18 protein-coding genes are annotated in these 21,232 nt (G+C 58.7%); 3 read left to right on the forward strand and 15 right to left on the reverse strand.

Annotated features, from left to right (window positions below; all coding sequences use genetic code 11):
• Positions 1 to 88 precede the first annotated feature (88 nt).
• From QZ377_RS03045 to QZ377_RS03055, 3 genes are all read left to right on the forward strand, one after another.
• Positions 89 to 856, forward strand: a complete 768-nt coding sequence (locus QZ377_RS03045) for a tetratricopeptide repeat protein (protein ID WP_291439418.1) — start codon at positions 89 to 91, stop codon at positions 854 to 856.
• Between the two features lie 128 nt (positions 857 to 984).
• The gene (iorA, locus tag QZ377_RS03050) at positions 985 to 2,841 is read left to right on the forward strand and encodes an indolepyruvate ferredoxin oxidoreductase subunit alpha (RefSeq protein ID WP_291439420.1); all 1,857 of its coding nucleotides are present in this window, start codon (positions 985 to 987) and stop codon (positions 2,839 to 2,841) included.
• Positions 2,842 to 2,851: 10 nt separating this feature from the next.
• On the forward strand, positions 2,852 to 3,460 hold the full coding sequence (locus QZ377_RS03055; RefSeq protein WP_291439422.1) for an indolepyruvate oxidoreductase subunit beta: 609 nt from the start codon (positions 2,852 to 2,854) through the stop codon (positions 3,458 to 3,460).
• A gap of 519 nt (positions 3,461 to 3,979) precedes the next feature.
• Here QZ377_RS03055 and rlmN read toward each other — a convergent pair.
• The 15 genes from rlmN to QZ377_RS03130 all read right to left on the reverse strand — a co-directional run.
• Positions 3,980 to 5,074 carry a 23S rRNA (adenine(2503)-C(2))-methyltransferase RlmN gene (gene rlmN, locus QZ377_RS03060; RefSeq protein WP_291439424.1) on the reverse strand — a complete coding sequence of 365 codons (1,095 nt, stop codon included), beginning with the start codon at positions 5,072 to 5,074 and terminating at the stop codon, positions 3,980 to 3,982.
• Positions 5,075 to 5,331: 257 nt separating this feature from the next.
• Positions 5,332 to 6,663: an HD domain-containing protein gene (locus tag QZ377_RS03065; protein WP_291439426.1), complete on the reverse strand. Its 1,332-nt coding sequence runs from the start codon at positions 6,661 to 6,663 to the stop codon at positions 5,332 to 5,334.
• Between the two features lie 427 nt (positions 6,664 to 7,090).
• Positions 7,091 to 8,260, reverse strand: coding sequence for a sulfate reduction electron transfer complex DsrMKJOP subunit DsrP (gene dsrP / locus QZ377_RS03070; protein ID WP_012624087.1), 1,170 nt, complete (start codon positions 8,258 to 8,260; stop codon positions 7,091 to 7,093).
• A 12-nt stretch (positions 8,261 to 8,272) separates the two neighbouring features.
• A complete protein-coding gene (gene dsrO / locus QZ377_RS03075) occupies positions 8,273 to 9,055 on the reverse strand; it encodes a sulfate reduction electron transfer complex DsrMKJOP subunit DsrO (RefSeq protein WP_291439429.1) in 783 nt (260 codons plus the stop codon).
• Positions 9,055 to 9,435, reverse strand: coding sequence for a sulfate reduction electron transfer complex DsrMKJOP subunit DsrJ (gene dsrJ / locus QZ377_RS03080; protein ID WP_291439431.1), 381 nt, complete (start codon positions 9,433 to 9,435; stop codon positions 9,055 to 9,057). Before dsrJ ends, dsrO begins: the two co-directional genes overlap by 1 nt.
• Complete coding sequence (gene dsrK / locus QZ377_RS03085) at positions 9,436 to 11,079, reverse strand: sulfate reduction electron transfer complex DsrMKJOP subunit DsrK (RefSeq protein ID WP_291439433.1); 1,644 nt, start codon at positions 11,077 to 11,079, stop codon at positions 9,436 to 9,438. It lies immediately after the preceding gene.
• Between the two features lie 12 nt (positions 11,080 to 11,091).
• Positions 11,092 to 12,111, reverse strand: coding sequence for a sulfate reduction electron transfer complex DsrMKJOP subunit DsrM (gene dsrM / locus QZ377_RS03090; protein WP_012624091.1), 1,020 nt, complete (start codon positions 12,109 to 12,111; stop codon positions 11,092 to 11,094).
• Positions 12,112 to 12,233: 122 nt separating this feature from the next.
• Entirely contained in the window at positions 12,234 to 12,761 is a 528-nt protein-coding gene (locus QZ377_RS03095; protein ID WP_291439436.1) for an RsbRD N-terminal domain-containing protein, read from the reverse strand.
• Positions 12,762 to 13,109: 348 nt separating this feature from the next.
• Positions 13,110 to 14,123 (reverse strand): hypothetical protein, encoded by a 1,014-nt coding sequence (locus tag QZ377_RS03100; protein ID WP_291439438.1) that lies wholly within the window; start codon positions 14,121 to 14,123, stop codon positions 13,110 to 13,112.
• 227 nt (positions 14,124 to 14,350) lie between these two features.
• Complete coding sequence (sat, locus tag QZ377_RS03105; RefSeq protein ID WP_291439440.1) at positions 14,351 to 15,622, reverse strand: sulfate adenylyltransferase; 1,272 nt, start codon at positions 15,620 to 15,622, stop codon at positions 14,351 to 14,353.
• A 1,040-nt stretch (positions 15,623 to 16,662) separates the two neighbouring features.
• Positions 16,663 to 17,199 (reverse strand): single-stranded DNA-binding protein, encoded by a 537-nt coding sequence (locus tag QZ377_RS03110; protein WP_291439442.1) that lies wholly within the window; start codon positions 17,197 to 17,199, stop codon positions 16,663 to 16,665.
• Between the two features lie 37 nt (positions 17,200 to 17,236).
• Positions 17,237 to 17,575 carry a hypothetical protein gene (locus tag QZ377_RS03115; RefSeq protein WP_291439444.1) on the reverse strand — a complete coding sequence of 113 codons (339 nt, stop codon included), beginning with the start codon at positions 17,573 to 17,575 and terminating at the stop codon, positions 17,237 to 17,239.
• Positions 17,576 to 17,617: 42 nt separating this feature from the next.
• Positions 17,618 to 18,268, reverse strand: a complete 651-nt coding sequence (locus QZ377_RS03120) for a biotin attachment protein (RefSeq protein ID WP_291439446.1) — start codon at positions 18,266 to 18,268, stop codon at positions 17,618 to 17,620.
• 295 nt (positions 18,269 to 18,563) lie between these two features.
• Complete coding sequence (locus tag QZ377_RS03125) at positions 18,564 to 20,813, reverse strand: acetyl-CoA carboxylase carboxyl transferase subunit alpha/beta (protein ID WP_291439447.1); 2,250 nt, start codon at positions 20,811 to 20,813, stop codon at positions 18,564 to 18,566.
• 15 nt (positions 20,814 to 20,828) lie between these two features.
• The coding region (locus QZ377_RS03130; protein WP_291439449.1) for a DUF1847 domain-containing protein at positions 20,829 to 21,232 on the reverse strand (404 nt) is incomplete at its 5' end.

The following is a 21,232-nucleotide window of genomic DNA, read 5'->3' on the forward strand; positions in this document are numbered from 1 at the left end:
GACTTCCGTCCTGAGCCTGTCCCCACGTGAGCGCTCTGCGTACACGCCGGAAACAGCGGCGATTTCGCCCCTAAGGAGTTTTTGATACATGAATCCGCAAAAGAATCAAGGCGCGGGCGACGCGCCCCTGTTGCGTGACCTGCAGGCCGAGGTGAGCCACGAAAGCGCGCCTCTTCTGCAATTCATGCTGCGCCACGCCGGACTTATCGCCGGTGTGCTGGTGGTTTTTCTGCTGGTGCTCGTAGGCACCGGCATTTACAACTGGCACGGTGATTCGCGGGCCGAAGAAGCCCGTGACGCCCTGGCGCGTGCCACGCTGCAACACAGCGGCGCTGATCAGGTCAAGGCCCTCGCCCAACTGGCGGAGAGCGCGCCTTCGGCCACGCGTTTCGCGGCGTATATGGCCCTGGCCCAGAGTGCTCTGGCTAACGGGGATTACGACACCGCTGCCCAGGCCTACGGCAAGGCCGCCAAGAGCACGGATGGCGCTTTCAGCCTTTCCGCCGCCCTGGGTGAGGCCGGTATTCTGCTTCAGGCCGGAAAAAGCGCACAGGCCCTGACCCTGCTGCAGGGGCTGCAAAATACCCTGCCCGGCGGAGCCAGCGCGCCGCAACTGCGTCAGATGCTGGCTGAAGCGGCCATCGCCGCAGGTCAGAAAGAGCTGGCCGCACGTACCTACCTGGCCTTGGCCCGCGAAACTGACGGCGTGAACAGCAGCTACCTGCGTGCCCGCGCTGCCGAGCTGGACCCTGCACTGGCTGCCGCCGACGAACCCGTCGCTTCGGAATCCCCCGCTGTGGATGCCACGCCCAAGCCGGATGCCGCCGGACAAAAAGATACACCGTCCAGACCGTAACAATTTCAGACAACAACCCGCAAGATGCTCCGCACTGCGGGTTGTTGTGCAATAAAAGGGTGCGCCACCGGGCGCACCTTGCATTATCAGTGCGGTCCGCGAGCCATGCGCCGGGGCCGGGAGGAAGCATGAGCAACAATCCCCTGTTGCACGGCGCCCAAGGTGAGCGCCATCTGTTGTTGGGCAACGAGGCCATTGTGCGCGGCGCTCTTGAGGCGGGCGTGCATGTGGTTACCTGTTATCCGGGTACGCCTTCGTCCGAAGTGCCGGACACTTTTCATCGCATCGGCGGCGAAGGCCGTTACCGGCTGGAGTATTCCGTCAACGAGAAGGTTGCCATGGAGGTGGCCGCAGGCGCTGCCCTTGGCGGGGCCATGAGCCTTGTGACCATGAAGCATGTGGGGCTTAACGTGGCCGCTGACCCGTTGTTTACGGCAGTGTATACGGGGTTGCCCGGCGGCATGGTTGTGCTTTCCGCCGATGATCCCGGTTGCCATTCCAGCCAGAACGAGCAGGACAACCGCTATTATGCGCGTTTTGCCATGCTGCCGTGTTTTGAGCCGGCCTCGGCGCAGGAAGCCAAGGACATGACCCGCGAGGCCTTCAGCCTGGCGCGCCGTCTTGAGCAGCCCGTACTGCTGCGTACCACAACGCGCATCAGCCATCTGCGCGGCCCTGTGGATTTTGACGCCTTGCCAGAGCCGCAGCCCAAAAAGGATTTCCAGCGCGACCCCGCCCGTTTTGTTCCCGTGCCTGCCGTGGCCCGCAGGCGGCATGTGGTGCTGGACGAGCTGATGGCCCGCGCCCGTCAGGCCGCGGAAGAAAGTTCCTTCAATACGATTGCCGAACCAGCCGAAGCCACAACGCTGGGCATCATCACCAGTGGCGTTTCGCGCAATTATCTGGCTGATGCGCTGGCCGCCAATGGGTGGGAAGGCCGTGCGCGCGTGCTGGAACTGGGCATGACCTGGCCCCTGCCCGAAGAAAAAATCTGCGCCTTCCTTGACAGGTGTGAGCGGGTGCTGGTGCTGGAAGAAGGTGAGGGCCTGCTGGAACAGGACATTCGCGTTCTGGTGCAGCGGCGTGGCCTTTCCGTGAGCATTGAAGGCAAGGACGATATACTCACACATCAGGGCGAGTATTCCACCACGCTTGTCACGCGCCGTCTGGCCCGCTGGTTTGGCGAAACCTGTCCTGTGCAGGAGCCACGCAGCATGGAGCCCGATCTGCCGGGCCGTCCGCCCAACCTCTGCCCCGGCTGTTCTCACCGCGCCGTGTATTACACGGTGCGGCAGATATTCGGCGACGACGCCTATTATTCCAGCGATATCGGCTGCTACACTCTGGGGCTTTTGCCGCCCCTGCGCACGGCTGACTTTCTGGTGTGCATGGGTTCGTCCATCTCGGCGGGCAGTGGCTTTGCCCGGGCCTCGGAAAAGCCTGTCGTCGCCTTTATCGGCGATTCCACTTTTTTCCATTCCGGCATGACCGGGCTTGCCAACGCCGTTTTCAACCAGCATGACGTGCTTATGGTCATTCTGGACAACGGCACCACGGCCATGACCGGGCATCAGCCCAATCCCGGCATGCAGCAGGATGTGCTCGGCGGCATGAGCAGCCACATGGATATTGAAGCCATTGTGCGCGGCATGGGCGTGACCGAAGTGGCCAAGGTGCGTGCCTTCAATATCAAGGCGCTCACAACTGCCCTGAAAGACATGAAGGACAAGCCCGGCGTGCGTGTGCTCATCACTGAAGAGCCGTGCGTGCTTTATGCCCGCCGCCAGCTTAAGAAGGTTGCCCCCCAGGTGGCCGTAGTGGCGCAGCAGGGACCGGAGGCCATGCGCTGTCTTGAAGAGCTTGCCTGCCCCGCATTTTATCGCCACGGCGACAATCTGGAGGTGGATGCGACTCTCTGCACGGGCTGCATGGTCTGTTTGCAGGTGGCCCCCGGGGCTTTCAAGGCGCGCAAGCGCCAGGGATAGGTGAAAGACAATGACTATGCAGAACAAGCAGAAGCGCATGCGCGTTTATTTTACCGGCGTGGGCGGCCAGGGAACCCTTACAGCCACGACCCTGCTGGCCCGTACGGCCCTTGAGGCCGGGCTGGATGTGGTGGCAGGCGAAGTGCACGGCATGGCCCAGCGCGGTGGTGTGGTGGAATCGGTCATGCTGCTGGGCGGCTGGCGTTCACCCAAACTGGACCTTGGCGAGGCTGACGTCATGCTGGGCTTTGAACCTTTGGAAACCCTGCGGGGCCTGCCCTATCTGCGGCAGGGCGGTACGGTGTTTTCCAGCAGCGATGCGCTGCCGCCCGTGGGGGTGTCTCTGGGCAAGGCCGTATATCCTGATATGGCGCACATAGAATCCAGTGTGCGCGCCATCGCCGGACAGTGTTTTTTTATCCCCTGCCGTGAACTGGGCAGGCAGGCTGGTTCGGTGCAGAGCGGCAATACCGTGCTCTTGAGTGCGGTGTGCGCCTCCGGTGCGCTGCCCTTTGGCGTGGATGCGCTGGAGGCGGCCATTAAAAAATTCCTGCCCCCGAAGCTTCAGGAAGTGAACCTCAAGGCACTGGAACTTGGCAGGCAAGTCCTCAAGGGCTGATGCGGCCAAGAAAGTAGCGGTAGGGTATAGTTAAAATAAAGCGGCCCGGCCTGTATAAGGCCGGGCCGCTTTATTGTGAGCAAGAAGCTCCGCCGTGCAGTGTGGCTGCGGGGTCAAGGGCCGTAATGAGGGCCTTAACGCTTTGCGAGTGGGCATTCCTTAAAGGTCAAGAAGCTCTAATGGCTGCCTGCTTGTCTTTTGGGTCGCCTGCCGGAGCACCCCAGAGGCCTTCCGGCACTTTACATCTGCGAGAGCTGCGCGGCCTGTGCTGCGGGAATTTCCTCGTTTCGCTCAGATCTGTCTGCGTGCCGCGCAATGCCGTTCACGAGCTTGGCTGATGGCAGAAACAGTTTGTTATGAGCCTGCTGCTTCACAAGAATCTTGGGCATAAATCAAGGCTAATTTCAGGGGTAACCGCTTTGGCGGTCTGCCTCTTGCATGTGGCCGCGGGCAGAAACCATACCGGGACAGAAGAGTTGTATGGTGTGTCCGTTGCGCAGCCAATGGCGGGCGTGCTTTTTACCCGCAATTTTCCGGATCGCCGTCTGCTCCGGCGGTATCCTTTTGCCGGGCGACCTTGAGCTGACCGCAGGCTGCCTTGATATCCTGCCCTTTGCTTTTGCGGAGAATGGCGGTGATGCCTCTGTTCCAGAGGTACTTTTCAAACGCCAGTATGCGCTCCTCGCTGGGGGCCTTGTAGGGGGAGCCTTCCGTAGCGTTATATACAATGATGTTCAGCTTGCCCTTGACAGCGCTGATCAGCGGAGCCAGCTCTCTGGCATGCTCCAGGCCGTCGTTGACGCCGCCGAGCATCAGATATTCAAAGGTGATGTGCTCGCGCGTATTGAGCGGATAAGATTTGAGCGCTGCCATGAGGTCGTTCATCTGCCAGCGTGCGGCCTTGGGCATGATGCGCTGGCGCACCGCCTGATTGGATGCATGCAATGATACGGCCAGATAGGCCAGCCCGGATTCGCCCAGTTCTTTCAGCCCTTTTTCAATGCCGCAGGTGGAAACCGTGATGCGGCGGGGCGAAAAACCAAGCCCCCTGTCGTTATTAAGGCTTTCGAGCGAGCGCATGACTTCTTTCAGGTTCAGCAGGGGTTCGCCCATACCCATAAAAACAAGGTTGCGCAGCATGGGCCAGTGCAGGCGGGTATCGCCCAGATGGTGGCGAGCCACCAGTATCTGGCCGAGAATTTCGCCCATGGTCATGTTGCGCTCAAAGCCCATTTGCCCCGTGGCGCAGAAGGTACAGCCCATAGCGCAACCCACCTGACAGGACAGGCATTGCGTCCAGCGGCGCACGCCCTCGCGTGAATCAGAAGGAATAAGCACGGTCTCTATCTGCGCACCATCTTCAAGGCGCAGCAAAAATTTTGTGGTCCCGTCCCGGCTTTCTTCCACAGCGCTGACTTCCGGCCAGACAATACAGGCCTTGGCGGCGAGCATCTCGCGGCAGGGGCGGGATATGTTGGTCATGGTGTCGAAATCGCGCGCCATGCGCTGCCATATCCACTGCCACAACTGCATGGCGCGAAATTTGGGTTCGCCCAGTTCTGCCTGGGTCCAGGCTTCCAGTTCGGGAAGTGTAAGATTGAGAAGGTTGGTCATTCTGTCCTGCCGGGGGCGTCCTGCTGCGTGTTGTGGTTTCGGCCCCGCCCTGTGCGTAACGGCCCGCCCCTTGTTTACCGGGAGGAGGGCAAGAGTACAAGGAGATTTGTTAGGGAGCGCCTTGGCGGCGTCCCCTGCGCATCGCGCAATACCCTTTCCGCCGCAGGCGGCAAGACCAAAAAGAAAAGGCCGCCCCATGTTTCAGAGGCGGCCTCAATAGTAACCTGACCTGTACTACCTGTAATGGTTCTCGCCAATTAACCCACAGACTTCCGCGCGTACTCGCGCACAAAGCTCACTGCCGATTCCAGATCCGTCACTTCCCCGGCGATCTGGGCCTTGAGCATCGCGTCGCGGATAATCCCCACTTGCGGACCGGGCGAAAGCTTGGTTTCGCTCATGATTTCGTTGCCGTTCAGCAGGGGTTCCAGCATCTGTTCCGGTGTTTCGGCGCGGTCCAGATACTTCATATTGTGGTTGAACGATGTGGGAATGCCGTCACGCGCCTTGAGGTCGGCCCGGGCCATGGCAATAAGGCGGGGGTAGTCGTCCAGCGCCTTGAACCGGCGAATGCCGCGGTCGGTCATCATGAAATGAAAGCGCATGTGGTTGCGCACCAGGTGGCAGAGCAGGTCGATGTCTTCCTGGGCGAAGTGCAGCCGCCGCAGAATCTTGCGTGTGACCTTGGCCCCCACGCGGTGATGCTGGTAGTAGGTCCACAGGCCGTCATAGTATTCACCGGTATACAGCTTGCCCACATCGTGGAAAAGCATGGCCATGGTCCCGAGCCAGTCGTAATGGAAATCTTCTTCGGGGTAACACTTCATGCATTCAAGGGTATGCTCGAAAACATTTTCGGTGTCGCCTTCTTTATTTCGCATCTGGGTCAGGCAGGAAAGGGCCGCCACTTCGGGAATAAGGCCCTGAAGAATGTGGGCGTCAAACAAAAGGCGTACAAAGCGGTGCATGTTTTCTGCAGCAACCTTGCGCCATTCGTCCATAATGTCCGTGGCGGGGACGTAGTCCAGCACACGGCTCGATGCGCGCACAATGGCAAGCCAGGTATTGGGCTCGATGGGCAGATCGAAGTTGGCGGCAAAGCGCAATGCGCGCACAGCCAGCAGATAGTCGTGCCGCAGGGTTTCATCGGGCAGGCCGGTCAGGCTGATGGCCCCGCTTTTGATGTCTTCAAAGCCATCGTATACATCCCCCGTGTTTTCGGGAGTGCTGAAGCCCGTGAGGCGCAACTTGAGGCGCTCTTCATGGCTCATGAGGTCAATCATGGTGGGGGTGATCTTGATGAGCGAAAGCTCGGGATGCCCCGCTGCGGCCACTTCAAGGGGATAGAAGCGGTAGGTGACGCCGTTTTCTTGCATAACGGCCAGAGCACGCTTTTCAGGTGCGGCCTGCGCCTTGGGGAAAAGCTTGAACAGCGTGTCCATATCCGGTTCGCAGGCAATATCTACAGCCAGCTGCCCGGTCCTTTCGAGCAGATGTTCCTGCAAGGGGGCGTTGATGACGTGGGCGTCATAACCGTTGCGCAAAAAGGTTTTGCAAATGGTTATGGCGTCTTTGAGTGCTTGCTTCATCTTGATCTCCTTGCAAAAGAATGGCGGCAATGACCTGCACTATGCCTTTTGAAACCTATGAAAGTCAAGCATGTCGCCTTGTTGTGCAGCCGGTGGTCTGCCCCCTGATGGGGGGCGAGGCGGCAATGGTTTTTTGTTTGCACTTGCCGTTATGCATCACAAAATCTGCGTGTTTCGACCATGCGTGGGGTTTGTGCATGCTGTGCCGGCAGAATTTTTCGCAACATCTGCATATGTTCAATGATGCAAATCAACAAGTGCATTTTATCACAATGTGGGCATATATGAAAGCCCCCGCACGGACATATCCGCACGGGGGCTTTATTTTATGAAACCAGACCGGCCCTGGCCGGGATAAGAGCAGATTGACATCGAAAATGTTTATCCGCTCCGCGGGATTTTACAAAAATCCCCGTTATGCAACGCGCTAGTCGTGCATCTGGTTCACTTCCATCTTGACGCCAAGGGCAATCTTCCACAGCAGGGAGAGCACCAGAGCGCCGATGGCGTACACGCCCAGAGCAACGGCAATTTCCTTGGCCGAGGGCATGTACGGGGTGAAGGCTTCAAACATGTTGGGCGTGAAGCCCGCGACCAGCAGGCCGAGGCCCTTGTCGATCCACGAGGCCAGCACCAGCATGATGAGCGCGATGGGCAGCACGTTGGCGTTTTCGCGCAGTTTGGGCGGAATAAGCAGGGCCAGCGAGGCGAAGGCCATGATTACGGCGCCCCACATCCAGTAGCTCACCCAGGTCAGGTGTCCGCCATGACCGAAGAAGAGGAAGTGGATGGGTTCTTCATGCCCGGGAATACCGCTGTAGAAGGCGGTGAAGATTTCCAGCAGGTAGAAGAATACGTTGATGCACATGGCATAAACGATGATGGTGGTCAGGGTTTTTACGGCTTCCTTGCCGGGGTCGAAGCTGGTCAGGCGGCGCAGCACCATCATAAGCAGAAGCAGGATGGCAGGACCGGAACAGAACGCCGAGGACAGGAAGCGGGCAGCCATGATGGCGGTAAGCCAGTAATGGCGGCCGGGGATGCCCGCATACAGGAAGGCCGTAACCGTGTGAATGGAGAAAGCCCAAAGGATGGAAAGGTAGATAAGGGGCTTGATCCATTTGGGCGGGTCAATTTCGTGCCTTTCGGCCTCAAGGGTGACCCAGCCAATGATGATGTTGAGGCCAAGATAGCCGATGAGCACCATCATGTCGTAGAACATGACGGAATTGGGCGAGGGGTGGAGCATGACGTTGAGCATGCGCTGGGGCTGGCCCAGGTCCACCACGATGAACAGCGCGCACATGACCACGGCCGCAACGGCCATGAATTCACCGAAAATGATCATGCGCTTGAACTTTTTATAGTGATGGAAGTAGGTGGGCAGCACCAGCATGACAGCCGAGGCCGCCACACCCACGAAATAGGTGAATTGCGAAATATACAGTCCCCACGAAACGTCGCGGCTCAGGCCGGTGACGGAGAGACCGTTGTACAACTGATCCAGATACACAAGGCCGCAACCCGCGATGACGACGAGCAGAAAGAGCAGCCACATGTAGAAGGTCTTAGGACCGTCGAGCAATTTTTCAAGCATGGCCTGTTCTCCCTAAATGAGGTAGTAAACGCCGGGCTGGGTACCCAGGCTGGGCTTGCGGCGAATACTGTAGTTGGTGGCCAAAGCCTGACGCACCGTTGAGTTGGGGTCTTCCAGGTCGCCGAAAAGAATTTTGCCATTGGCTGCTTCAACGCAGGCGGGCATCTGGCCTACGGCCAGGCGCTCGGCGCAGAAGGTACATTTTTCGACCACGCCGATCATACGCGTGGGATACTCGGGATTGGGCACAGGATCCGCCAGGAACTTGCGCGGGTCCTTGAAGTTGAACGAGCGCGCGCCGTAGGGACAGCCCGCCATGCAGAACCGGCAGCCGATGCAGCGGTGGTAGTCCATGGCGACAATGCCGTCGTCCATTTTGTAGGTGGCCTGAGTGGGGCACACGCGCACGCAGGGCGGGTTGGTGCAGTGGTTGCACAAAAGCGGGTACATGGACTCGCGGGTGTGCGTGTTCAGGTGCGCGTTCATGTCGTCAGGGAAGACATGGGCGTAGCTGTCCAGCCAGAACCACTTGATGTCCTGATTGTCAGGAATGTGCGGCACGTTGTGGAAGCTGTGGCACGCCTCGATCAGGGGCTTGTAGTCTTCGGGGCCTTTGAACTGGCGCGTGTCGATAACCATGCCCCAGCGCTTGGCGTGCAGGGCGTTGGCCGCGCGTTCATACTTGCCGGGGGCAATCTGCGCCTGGGCCACGCCAGACAGGGCAGCCATGCCGCTGGTAAGGGCAAAGGCCGAAAAGCCCGCCACTTTCAGAAAGCTTCTTCTGCTCTTGTTCATTACTTGCTCCCCTGGGGAATGATGTGGCAAGTCCAGCAATACGGATCAACACCGTTGGCTGTATGGCACTTCTCACAGAATTCCTTGTAGTTGCTGTGGCACTTCAAGCAGGTATTCTGCAGGCTGATGGTCCATTTTTTGCCGCTGGTGGCCACATAAACGCGGTTTTCCTTGCGCAGGGCTTCATCGCGCCATTCATTGAGCAGGCGCATGTGCTGGTCGCGCATGAACTGCACGTCCTCGATGCATTCCTTTTCACCCTTGGGCAGCTCAATGCCTGTGCTCTTATAGTCCTGCCCCATCAGGCTCAACCAGAAAGGGGAGGTAAACAGGGCCACAAAGATGACGATTCCGACGATAACTGCTTTGGCGTTATACATTTATTGGCCCTCCCCCTGCGCTTCGGGCGCATCCTCATCATCTGCCACGTTGGGCAGATCTTCCTGGCGCAGGTCCATGGTACGCTTGCATTCGCCCTTCATGACAAGGGCGTTGCCCACCAGTTCGTGCAGCCCGCTCACATTGACGCCGGGCGCCCAGTAGTTGGCAAGCGGGGGCAGGGTGGCGCGGTCGATGGCGCACACGCAGGCCATGTGGTTGACGCCGTATTTTTCTTGCACAAAACGCAGGGCATTGCCGCGGGGCATACCGGCGCGCATGCGCAGTTCCATGATTTCTTCGGTGTTCAGGCCCGAACCGGCGCCGCAGCAGAAGGTCTGCTCGCGGATGGTGTTTTCGGGCATTTCGTGGAAGTTGTTGCACACGGCGTTGAGCACGTAGCGCGGTTCATCCAGCAGACCCATGGCGCGTGCGGGGTTGCAGCTGTCATGGAAGGTGGTGATGATATGGTCGTTACGGCTGGGATCCAGATTCAGCTTGTTGTGGTGAATCAGGTCGGCCGTGAATTCCGCAATGTGCACCATCTTGGTGGAGGCGGCGTTTTTGAACACCGTACCCGTGATGGGCGACACGGGTACTTCCATATTGGCCGGTGACGGGCCGTTGTAGGTATCCATGTACTGGTTGATCACACGCCACATGTGGCCGCATTCGCCGCCCAGAATCCACTTGGAACCCAGGCGCTCGGCTTCGGCATACATTTTGGCGTTGAGCTTCTTGGCCATGTTGAAGGTGGTGAAGGAACCGAAGTTGCCGCCTTCAGAAGCATAGGTCGAGAAGGTGTAGTCAAGGTCAAGCTCGTGGAAGAGCATGAGGTAACCCATGAAGGTGTAGATGCCGGGGTCGGCAAACACGTCACCCGAGGGCGTGATGAACAGGATTTCGCGGCCCTTTTCGTTGAAGGGCGTTTTGGGGCGGATGCCGGTGATGGTTTCGCAGTCATCGGCCAGCATTTCCACGATTTCCACGAAGGAGTGGGGCTGGATGCCCAGGTGGTTGCCCGTGAAGCTGCAGTTTTTCACCGGGTCCATGATCCAGTGCGTGCCAAGGCCCACTTCGTGCATCAGTTCGCGCACAATGGCGGTGATTTCGGCCGTGTCGATGCCGTAAGGGCAGAAGAGCGAACAGCGGCGGCACTCGGTGCACTGGTAGGCGTAGTAGTACAGTTCCTTGACGACGGACACGTCCCAGCCTCGGGCGCCGACCTTTTTGCCGAGAAGCTTGCCCAGCATGGTGTAATCGCGGCGGTAGAGCGAGCGCAGAAGCTCGGCGCGCAGCACGGGCATGTTCTTGGGATCATTGGTGCCGAGGAAGAAGTGGCACTTGTCGGCACAGGCGCCGCAGCGCACACAGATGTCCATAAAGAGCTTGAGCGAGCGGTGCTTCTCAAGCTTGTCGGCAAAGGCGTCGCACAGAATTTCTTCCCAGTTTTCGGGCAGATTCCAGTCTTCTGCGGCCGGATCCCACTCATGGGGATTGGGCATGTGCAGCAGTTCCATGGTATCTTTTTTGGCCGGATAGCAAAAACTGCCCGGCGTGAATTCCGGCTTGACATCAAGCCAGCCTTCGGCCGGAAAGTCCGGACGACTGGCGACAAGCATTTGCGGTGTAGGTAATTTTGCCATGATGAAGACTCCTTACTCGGCGGCCTTTTCGGGTTGCTTTTCCAGCGGCAGCCCGGCTTCAGCCATGGCTTCGCGGTAGGTATCCTCGTACTCGGCGTAGGTGAAGTACTGCTTGGGCGGATTCCAGGGGTTGATATGGCGCACCCGGCGTGAGTTGTTGGCCAGGTTACGCGTGGGGCTGAAGAACACGCCCGGCATATGCATGAGCTTGGAGAAGGGGAAGTAAATCAGCAGTACGCACACCAGAGTAAGGTGGGTGAAGAAAAGCGCGTTGATGCCTGCAGTGGACACGGGCGCAAAATGCGTGAGGCCCATGACGAAAATCTTGACCTGGGCTATTTCGGTCTTATCGAAATAGCGCAGGCACAGGCCGGAGCTGATGATACTGATGATAAGCCACAACGGAAAATAGTCGTTGAACAGCGAGATGTAACGCAGACGCTGGTCGAAAATGCGGCGGCCAAGCAGAAAGAGCACGCCCACAAGCACCAGTCCGCCGGTCATGAAAAAGCGGGGCGAACCTACCTGCATGATGCCGTCGATGGTTTCCAGAAAGGAAATACAGGACGGGATAGGTTCCATAAAGAAGCGGAAGTGGCGGATGAAAACCAGCAGAAAACAGTAGTGGAACAGCAGGGCAAACACCCAGAGCCACTTGGAGGAAAAATAGATGGTGCGCGGCCCGTTGCTGATGGGGTCATTTTCGCGCACATCGGCAACCGTGTTGCGGAACAGCGAACGGAAGAAGAATACTTCCAGAAACATGCGGCGCACAACGTCCCAGGTGTTGCTGGGGCTGTCGAGCCGGTTGGGCTTGATGAAATCAAGCGAAACTTCCTGGCCGCCGGTGGTGGGGATGGAGAAGGGTACTGGCGATTTGGCCCAGTACACCATACGCCAGATAACACCGACGATAAAAACGACGACTGCAACATAAGGCAGCACAACGCCGAACAGAGGCGCAAGCCCTATGGCCGCTCCCGCCCAGGCGATGGCTCCTATGAGCAGCACCAGCAGTAATGAATTGAACATTCCCTACCTCACTTCCACTAAAGTTGCCTCAAAAGCCCACCACGGGATATTGAGAAATGCCTGGGCCGCACACTCCAAAAACCCGCCAGGCACAACGCGGGCAGGGGGTGCGGGGTTCAGCGTCAGTCCGCCGGATGCGAAGGGCCGCCTTCCAGCTTTTGCGCCCAGCGCGCCAGTTGGGCGTATTGGTTGCGAATTTCTGTGATGCGCAGGTCGGCCACAACCTCGCGGGCCTCGGTATACATATCAAAGGCCAGCAGGGTGAGACTGTCCAGGCGCGATTCGGCTTCCATATAGGAGGCCGTATCGCCCAGAGCTATGAACTCGGGCAAAAGGTGCGTGCGCAGAATGGGCTTCATGAGAAAAAATACGCCCAATCCCTGGCTGGGAGTATACTTTTGCACCGCGCGCAGCCTGATAAAGCGCTCCAGGGCCTTCTTGGTCTGCCCCGGGTCAACATGCTCGCCGGCCATGGCGTCATACAGCGCCCCGGCCGCTTCTTTGGTCATATGGGCGACAGGATTGGCAAAAGGATCGTTGCGCGTACGCAAAAAACCTGTCGTTTCAAAAGGGTAGGTGTCAAACACCTCCTCGGCCCAAAGGCGAACAATTTCACTTTTGTGCTTCCTGAACAATTCCTGTGCTTTCATCCCGCCCTCGCGCCTTACGGATAAGGCTGTTTCATATAAAGGGGAAGCGCAAAGGGCGTCAAGCCCCTTTGCCGCCGGACAGCGTCACTTGCGCACTTTTTTGCACAATGCCGCGTTCTGCTTACACGGTGTTCGGGGTTTGGTCCAATTGCGTAGTCCAAACGTATGTTGAAACGTGTGTGGCCGCTTTTTATTTCATCAGCAGGGCGTTACGCTGTCTGCAGCATGGGCTGCTCCCTTTTTTCAGCTTTGCCCGTTGCCCACCTTTATACGCCGGGGCCGCTGCCCGGCTTGCGGCCTGGCTTTTGTCCGGCAAAATCCGGGCTGGTATATGTCTGTACCCGCACCCTATTCCGGGCAGGGGGCAGGGCCGCCGCACTGGCCCGCAATTTGCGGCTCCAGCGGCAGGGCGTCGTTTGTGCCGCCGGGCTGTTCCTGCCAGTGGCCGGTTCCCGGCATGCCGGAAAAGCCGCCGGCCGGGGCAGCATTGGTGCCGGACCCGCGCGGGCCGGTGCTCTTGCCCTGTTTGACCAGCATGGCTGGCAGCCCGTGATATTCAAAAAAGGGTACGGTCTGTGCGCCGGATATGAAAACATGGGCCTTGTTGCGCAGCATGCGGAAGCGCAGCCATATCATATCCGGACTCCACGCGCCAAAGCCCCCGGGGGCGGTTGCGCCCTGCGAGCGGGTCATGGCCTCGGCCATGCTGTCGCCCTGATCCAGCAGGCGGATCATCTGCGCCACGCGGTATACGTCGGCATCGTTTTCGGCCAGGGGGTAGAAGGCCACGTCCACATGTCCGGAAAGAATGGCGACGCCTTCACGGCAACTGGAGCAGGACGGCGAAAAGAACATGCGCACCGTGGCGCTGTCGTGGTTGTCGGTGATGGACCACACAGTGGCCTGCGACCGCGCCACAGCGCCCAGGTTGATGATAAAGAGCAGACCCCATACCAGCACGAGGAGGGAACGGCCCGCCTGGCCCGAGCGGCTGCGCGCCGTGGCTGCCTGACGAAAGCTCATATAGATGAGCACAAAGAACACCGCCACCACCAGACAGCTTATGCAGGGGGCGGTAAGCGCCATGACAAGCAGCAGGGCCACATCACCCGCCAGGGCCAGCGCAGACAGCGTGCGGCCCCAGTGGGCGGCTCCCAGCAGGGCCAGAAAGCACAAGGCCGCGAAAACGCCGGCCCCGATCCACCACAGCGAAATACCCGCCACAGTGCTGTCCTGGTACAGGGAGCAGCCTGCCGTCACACACAGATTTACTTCGTTGCCAAGAGCGCTCCATACGCAAAATGCCGCGGCCAGCAGGGCAAGAAGCAGAGCGCCGGTAACGATTTCGTGGGATCGGTTCATGAACCACCTGTAATATGGGTTTGGCGGGCGCGCCGCCGGAGCTTGCAAAGAAATGAACCGGACCGCGCGGCGGCGGCAGCCGCGGCACGAATCCTGTACCTTGAATGTATCATGCCTCTATAGGCTTTTTTTGCCTTCAGGTAAAGCATGGTGTGGCTACAAGGTATGCAGGGCAAAACAAAAGGACGCCCTTGCGGGCGTCCTTTCGCGTTGTGACTGCGGCAACCTTACATGGTGGAACCAGAGGCGGCACGCTGCATCTTGACTTCGACTTTTTCGGTAAGACCGGAGTAGTATTCGCGCAGGATGGCGAGCACTTCATCACGGCCAAAGTGATCCGGCACATCCGCGCCTTCGGAAAGCATCTTGCGCAGCTTGGTGCCGGACAGGATGACGCGGTCATCTTTGCCGTGCGGGCAGGTACGCATGCTGGCCATACCGTCGCATTTCTTGCAGTAGAAGGTCCAGTCAATATTCAGGGGTTCGCAGAGCAGGCGTTTGCCGGAGTCTGCGGGGGTGGGCATCTTGCGGAAGATTTCCTGGGCTTCAAACATGCCGTAGAAGTCGCCCACACCGGCGTGGTCGCGGCCCACCAGCAGGTTGTTGATGCCGTAGTTCTGGCGGAAGGTGGCGTGCAGCAGGGCTTCACGCGGGCCGGCATAGCGCATGTCCAGGGGGTAACCGGCCTGGATGACAAAGTCTTTCACAAAGTACTTGTCCACCAGGGTGTCGATGCACTTCACGCGCACTTCGGCCGGGATGTCGCCGGGCTTCAGGGAGCCGACCAGGGAGTGGATGACCACGCCGTCGCACACTTCCACGCCGATTTTGGCAAGGTATTCATGCGAGCGGTGCATGGGGTTGCGCAACTGCAGGGCGGCAACCTTCTGCCAGCCGCGTTCGTCCATTTTGGCGCGCAACTGGGCGGGGGTCATGTACACACCGGGGAACTTTTCGGGGAATTCGCCCTGCGAGAGCACTTTGACGGGACCGGCGATATTGTATTCTTTCTGAGCCAGAACCATTTTTACGCCGGGATGGTCTTCGGGGGCCACTTCCCAGAATTTTTCAGAGTCAGGGCCTTCGCCCTTGAAGACCAGCTCGCACTCCATCTTTTTGTCGGCTTCGGTCATCTCATAGATTTCTTCGACCTTCATGGTGGCCATGACTTCGCCCTTGCGGACCAGGGCCACTTCTTCACCGGCCTTGATGCTCTTGGCTTCGTCAGCGGAGACGTCAAGCGTTACGGGCACGGGCCAGAAGGTGCCGTCGGTGAGGGTCATTTTTTCACACACGCTCTTCCAGTCGGCCTTGTTCATGAAACCGTTCAGAGGCGAAAAGCCGCCAATGCCCATCATGATGAGGTCGCCCTTGGCGCGGGAAGAAATTTCGATCTGCTTGAGGCCAGCGGCCTTTTTCTTTTCATCTTCCAGGGCCTTGCCTTCAAGCAGGCAACAGACCAGACCCTTACCGCCGTGAGGAGCTACCAACTTGGACATCGCGAAATCCTCCGTGTTTTGGTTATGACAGCCTCCCGCCACGGCAGCACGCACAGCCGGAATGGGGAGGGCTTCTCTCGAAATCCATCTTGTGAATAATCTAACAAAAAGTCAACTACCTCTCGCAAAATTTCCTGACTTTCAAACATATGAAAATGCGAAAAGGCCTTTGTTAAAGCCAAAAAACATAAATACCATCCTACGGCATGTTTTTAAAAAAGAGAAGCCCCCCGGCTGAAAAAAACGCACATTGTCCCTGTTTTGTCACTTGCCTGGATGGGGAAAAATAGTACAGATAAAGGGATTTTTATATGGACAATGAATATCACTGTATGAAGCTTATTTGTATAATATATTGTTTTTATTAATAAATAATATTTACATCCGATTTTTTAGCTGCCGCCAAAGGCAAATTTGATTTGCCGAGGTCGGACAGTATCCACTTGAAAACATCCGATGGCGCTTTTTTTCGCAATCTAGCGAAAGCTGTTTTTTATCCACGGCTAAAAGGATTATCTGAAAAGACGGACTGTTGGCGCGTCGTTTTTTCAGGGGGCCGCACCTGCCGCATTTTTTCGCGCAGGGGTGAATGCCCGTGTACTCAACGCCAGAATATAACAGACTGAATCTGTTGATGTAGCAGGCAGGCTGCATCGGGGAGGTCAGCAGTCTTGTGAGGCAGTTGGCAAATGGCCCGGCAGCATGCGGCGACCAGCGGCAACGCGTATCCTGCCTGCCGCAGCCGTACTGTTTATGCGTCGGCTGTGGCAAGCCGGAGGTGCCTAGGATGGGGGAGCAATGCGCTTCAACGCAAAACGTGCTCCAGCCCTGAGGGCTTGGAGCACGCTTTGCGTCGACCGTGCGGCAGGCGTGTAAACAGAAGAGAGCGGCGGACCGGAGTGGTTTTACTGTGGACCGCTCTGCCGGTTGCCTGGGGAGTATCTACCCCAAAATGGCGGACACAATGGCTTTGCGCAGCCAACGCCGGGCGGGGACGCCGTAAAACCTTTGCGCACGGCGGCGCTCAAAGGCAAAGTGCTCTAGAAGGGTACTTCGTCCATATTTGAGGCTTCGGAAGGAAAGGCCGGGCCAAGGTCTTCATCGGCGGGCCTGCGATTGCCCTGGCTCTGCTGGCGCGGAGCGCCCTGGCCGCCACGGGGAGCATTGCCGCGGGGCGCGGCGGCACCGTAATCGTCCTCATAACCGCGCCCGCCACCGCCACCGCCACTGCCTTCGCCGCGCGGGGCATCGCCCTTGCGGTCAAGAAACTGCACGCGCTGGGCCTTGATCTCGGTGGTATAGCGGTCCTGACCTTGCTGATCCTGCCATTTGCGGGTTTGCAGGCTGCCTTCCACATATACAAGGCTGCCCTTGGTCAGGTAGTTGGCACAGTTTTCGGCCTGGCGCTGAAAAACGGACACGCGATGCCATTCGGTGCGGTCCACCTTGTTGCCGTCGCGGTCGGTATAAGATTCGCCCGTGGCTATATTGAGGCTGGCCACAGGCGAGCCGCTCTGGGTGTAGCGCAATTCGGGGTCGCGCCCCAGGCGGCCGATGATCATGACTTTATTAAGCATGCGAAAGTCTCCGATAATACTGCTTGTTCCGGATATCTCAGGCCACAAAGGCCTTTTCCAGATTATCCAGCACGTCTTCAAGTTTGTCACTTAAAATATTGGCCTCACGGGGCTGCCAGTCGGCCAGCGCCGTTTCCAGTGCCTGCTTGAGGCGCACGGCTTCTTCAATGCCGGGTCCCATGGCCTTACGCCTGGCCTCGGACCAGGGTAAAAACTGTAGACCGTCGCCAAGGGCGCGTACCATTTCAAGAACGCCGTGCTTTTCGTGTTTGATGGGTACGCTGAAAGCAAGTTCAGTGAGTTTGGGCCACAGTTCTTCAAGCAGGTCTTCGTTCCATGTCACGGCCGAGACGCGAATCTGTAAAGCCTTGCCCATGAGTAGCCTCCGGGATGTTTGTCCCGCCGGAATCGCGGGTGTCTATTCTTTTTCGGTCCACTCGGTTTGCACACGCATGATCACGTCCTGAATGGCCGGCAACTGGTCCTTGGGGCATACGCCCAAAAGCGGCGCGCCCGCATCCATGTTGTCATTGATTTTGAAGTAGACCGCATAGATGACGCCGTCAGGGCCGGTGTAACTGAGGGGAACCTCACGCTTCATGCGTGACATGATCAGCAGCTCCATGCCGTCCCGCACAGCTACGGACTGGGCATCGGAGGCACGGATTTTTTTGTCCACTTCAGGCGTAAAATAATATTTGGCGCGTTCGGGCGCGCGGAAGAGGTGCAGGGTTTTCTTCAGAATGATGCTTTGTACTTCATCCTTGGTCAGCATATGCCGCAGCACGGCAAGGGGCGCGCCCGCCTCTACAAACTGGCCTTCAAGCTCACTGTGTACCACACTCACCTCGCCTTTTTCAGGCGCGCAGATGGGTTTGGGGTTGTGCTCGCGCTCCAGCGTGGCAATGAGCGTGCCGGGTTTTTCTTTCCACTGGCCTTGCGGCCCCAGGGCCTGATCGCCCTGCTTGAGGCCCGCAAAGGTGACGCGGCCCGTATGGGGCGTGCGGATGACTATTTCGCGGTAGGGCGAAGCTTTTATTTCGTCCAGCAGTGAAGATATGTTGATCATGCTTGGTCCGTTATATGCTTGGGCGCGCGTGCCGCCGTAGCGGCGCGGGCGCCTGGTTTTCTTCGGGCTTGCCCTTTGGTGTGTGCGGCGGTTTTGCCGGGCCGCCCTGATGGCGGCGCTGCCCGCATTCCGGCTGTTCCGGCGGCGGGCCGTGTTCCGGGGTGCACAGCACCGGGGCATACGCATCAGGCGGCGGGGCGCATCCCCTGCCTGATGCGTAGTTTTTTACGGCCGGGAACGAAAGTGCTGATCTGGCGGCAACGCCGTATCATCCGCCCCCGGCATGTTTTTTTGCCTACCGGTAATAAAGGTTTCTGCCGCCGATGGTGAGCAGCGCCTGCTTGAGGTTGGCGCGCACCTGCCTTCTGTCCCATATGCCCTGGATGTGCCCGCGCGACAGGGCGCGGTACGAGCGGTGGTACTTGGGCGGGATGTCCATGCCCGTCGTTTCCTTGATAACGCCCGGCCCGGCGAAGCCGATGTTGGATGAACGCACGGCGAACTGGTAAGGCGAGCAGCCAAGAAAGCTGGCGACCGGCCCGGCAAAGGAATTGGTGTCGTACAGTACCATGTACAGACCGCCGGATTCGATATAGCGGCGCACAGCCACGGTGCAGCGCGGCATCTGGATGACGCCGTGCGTGCCTTCCTGAATGCGTATGCCCGCCGTGCCGTGTACGTATGCCAGAAAGGGATAGCGCTTTTTCTCGGCACGCTGGGCGGCCTCCACAAACTTGTAGCCTTCGGCCGCGCCCACGGAGCCGCCGCGGAAGGTCCCCATAAGCATGGCTACCACCATCTTGGTATTGTCGATGCGGGCTTCAAAGGTCACGCAGCCGCTTTTGGCCCCGGTTTTTTTCTGGGCAGCGGCGACGCGGTCGTTGAAGTCGGGGAAGTCCAGCGGGTTGCCCGCTTCGATTTCGCTGTTGAACTCAAAGACCGAACCGGCGTCAAAGACGTTTTTTACATACCATTCCGGCTCCATGGGGAAGTGATAGCCGCAATGGCTGCACACGCCCGCGAATTCGGCGAAAAGGTCCGGTCCCCAGAGGTCCAGGCAGCCGTAAGAGGCGCTGTTGGGGCAGGTAACCGTGCGGTCGGCCTTGTAGCGCGGAGATATGTAGTTCCACTTGAGCCGGCGCGAATCGTCTGCCCAGGTGGAAAGGGCCATGAGCTCTTTGGCCTTGTTGTCCTGCTTGCCGGGCAGTTTGTGGGTGAGCTTGTGCCAGGGAGCCAGCAGACGCCCCTTGAACACATCCCACTCGTTGCCCACTTCTTCCATAAAGGTGCGGATGCGGCGTTGATGCTTGCGATAGAAGTCGTATTTGAAGCTGACCCAGGGCTTGGATATCCAGTCCCAGGCCGCGCCCGCCATTTTGGTGATGAACGGCCTGCGGTCGCGTGCCGCCTGACGGGAAAGCCGCAGAAACTTCTGCTGGCGACGTTCGCGCAGGCGGTCTTTAGCTTTGGAGGAAAGCCCCCAACGGGTATGCATTTCATCCAGATTGGCATCGGGCCTGCGCAGGCGTGAAAGCGTAAAGCCCTTGAGCATGGGCATGACGCGGGTGGAAACCACCACTTCGTCTGTGGCGCGTATGACTTCCTGCCGCAAGGTGCGGAAAAAGTCGAAGTGCCAGGGGCGCGCGCCCAGGGGCGGTTCCTGCACGATGCGGTCGATATAGCCGAACTTGATGTTGTCCTGCGCGGTGATCTTGAGGTGCTGGGCGCAGTGTTCGATCAGTTCGGGGGCGGCGCGCTGCCCGGCCTTGAGGCGGCCTTCAATGGCAGCGGCCCCTTCGGGCGAAATGACCGAATAGTAGCCGTGCGAAAGCATGAGCCTTTTATCCGCAAGGCCGATGGCCTCGGCCCCGCCGGAACCACCTTCGGAGATGACGGCGATAACGGGTACGCGCAGACCGGCCATGCTGTAGATATTGCGTGCGATCTGCTGCGCCGCGCCGGGGTAGTCCTCAATGGGATACGAGCCGGGCGTGAAGATGTAGGCATGCACGGGAATGCCCTCGGTTTCCGCAACGCGCATATACTGCTGCGCCTTGGCGTTGCCCCAGGGCTTGACAGAGCCGCCGTTGCGGAATTCCGCCCCGTGCCCTTTTTCCTGCCCGATAACCATGACGGACTGGGTATAGGTCTTCTTGCCCCTGCGCCGCGTAATGACGGCGCGGGCGATGAGCATGCTGGGGTCCAGACTGTGCTCGTCCTGTCCGCCGACCTCGGTGAAGTTGTCGTAGACGTTTTCCAGAATGTCCCGCAGGCAGATACGCTGCGGGTGGCGCACGATGCGCACCTTGTCCATGGGGGTAATGCTGCCTTCAAGGCGGCGTTCCACATAGCAGAACAGGTCTTCAACCGTGGCCAGCTCCGCATAGGGATCTTCAACTTCCCCCGCGCGGGCGCGCGCCGCGAAAGAGGTGAGCTTTTCTTCCAGCAGTTGCGCATTGTCTTTGTGCTTGCCGGCAAAAATGTCCACCATATAACTGAGCCTGTCGCGCAGACTCTGGATTCGTTTCTCTATATTATTGTCCATAACTCGCATGCGCCGCTAAACGGGTTTTTTGAGGTAATTGGAGTAGGATGAGTGCAGGGCGGCCAGCGGATTGTTGCCGAGCATGCGGTCCTTGACGGCCAGAACGGTCGTGGGGGCCTCAAGATAGCGCATGGCGAGGGTATCGTGCGCCACGCACAGGCCCAGCAGAACGTTAAGATCCACCTTGGCATCGTTCATGATCTTGGCTTGCAGCACCGGGTTGCACATGGTTTCCGGCTTGGCGGGATTGTGCAGATGCCCGGCGTCAATGCCAAGGGTGCTCTTGGATACATTGCCGACCTTACAGATAACAGAAACCACTTCAAAACCGTGAGCCTCGAAAATGTCGGCAGAGGCCTTGGCGTCTTCACGCAGGCCGATGCAGAACAGCAGCCCGAGACGCTTGTAGCCCATGGCCG

Origin of the sequence: Desulfovibrio sp. (assembly GCF_019424165.1) — a bacterium.
Lineage (GTDB): Bacteria > Desulfobacterota > Desulfovibrionia > Desulfovibrionales > Desulfovibrionaceae > Desulfovibrio.

Bases quoted from the DNA above. Each gene is read 5' to 3' on its own strand.
- QZ377_RS03045 (WP_291439418.1), top strand. From the start codon at position 89: ATGAATCCGCAAAAGAATCAAGGCGCGGGCGACGCGCCCCTGTTGCGT.
- iorA (WP_291439420.1), top strand. From the start codon at position 985: ATGAGCAACAATCCCCTGTTGCACGGCGCCCAAGGTGAGCGCCATCTG.
- QZ377_RS03055 (WP_291439422.1), top strand. From the start codon at position 2,852: ATGACTATGCAGAACAAGCAGAAGCGCATGCGCGTTTATTTTACCGGC.
- rlmN (WP_291439424.1), bottom strand. From the start codon at position 5,074: ATGACCAACCTTCTCAATCTTACACTTCCCGAACTGGAAGCCTGGACC.
- QZ377_RS03065 (WP_291439426.1), bottom strand. From the start codon at position 6,663: ATGAAGCAAGCACTCAAAGACGCCATAACCATTTGCAAAACCTTTTTG.
- dsrP (WP_012624087.1), bottom strand. From the start codon at position 8,260: ATGCTTGAAAAATTGCTCGACGGTCCTAAGACCTTCTACATGTGGCTG.
- dsrO (WP_291439429.1), bottom strand. From the start codon at position 9,055: ATGAACAAGAGCAGAAGAAGCTTTCTGAAAGTGGCGGGCTTTTCGGCC.
- dsrJ (WP_291439431.1), bottom strand. From the start codon at position 9,435: ATGTATAACGCCAAAGCAGTTATCGTCGGAATCGTCATCTTTGTGGCC.
- dsrK (WP_291439433.1), bottom strand. From the start codon at position 11,079: ATGGCAAAATTACCTACACCGCAAATGCTTGTCGCCAGTCGTCCGGAC.
- dsrM (WP_012624091.1), bottom strand. From the start codon at position 12,111: ATGTTCAATTCATTACTGCTGGTGCTGCTCATAGGAGCCATCGCCTGG.
- QZ377_RS03095 (WP_291439436.1), bottom strand. From the start codon at position 12,761: ATGAAAGCACAGGAATTGTTCAGGAAGCACAAAAGTGAAATTGTTCGC.
- QZ377_RS03100 (WP_291439438.1), bottom strand. From the start codon at position 14,123: ATGAACCGATCCCACGAAATCGTTACCGGCGCTCTGCTTCTTGCCCTG.
- sat (WP_291439440.1), bottom strand. From the start codon at position 15,622: ATGTCCAAGTTGGTAGCTCCTCACGGCGGTAAGGGTCTGGTCTGTTGC.
- QZ377_RS03110 (WP_291439442.1), bottom strand. From the start codon at position 17,199: ATGCTTAATAAAGTCATGATCATCGGCCGCCTGGGGCGCGACCCCGAA.
- QZ377_RS03115 (WP_291439444.1), bottom strand. From the start codon at position 17,575: ATGGGCAAGGCTTTACAGATTCGCGTCTCGGCCGTGACATGGAACGAA.
- QZ377_RS03120 (WP_291439446.1), bottom strand. From the start codon at position 18,268: ATGATCAACATATCTTCACTGCTGGACGAAATAAAAGCTTCGCCCTAC.
- QZ377_RS03125 (WP_291439447.1), bottom strand. From the start codon at position 20,813: ATGGACAATAATATAGAGAAACGAATCCAGAGTCTGCGCGACAGGCTC.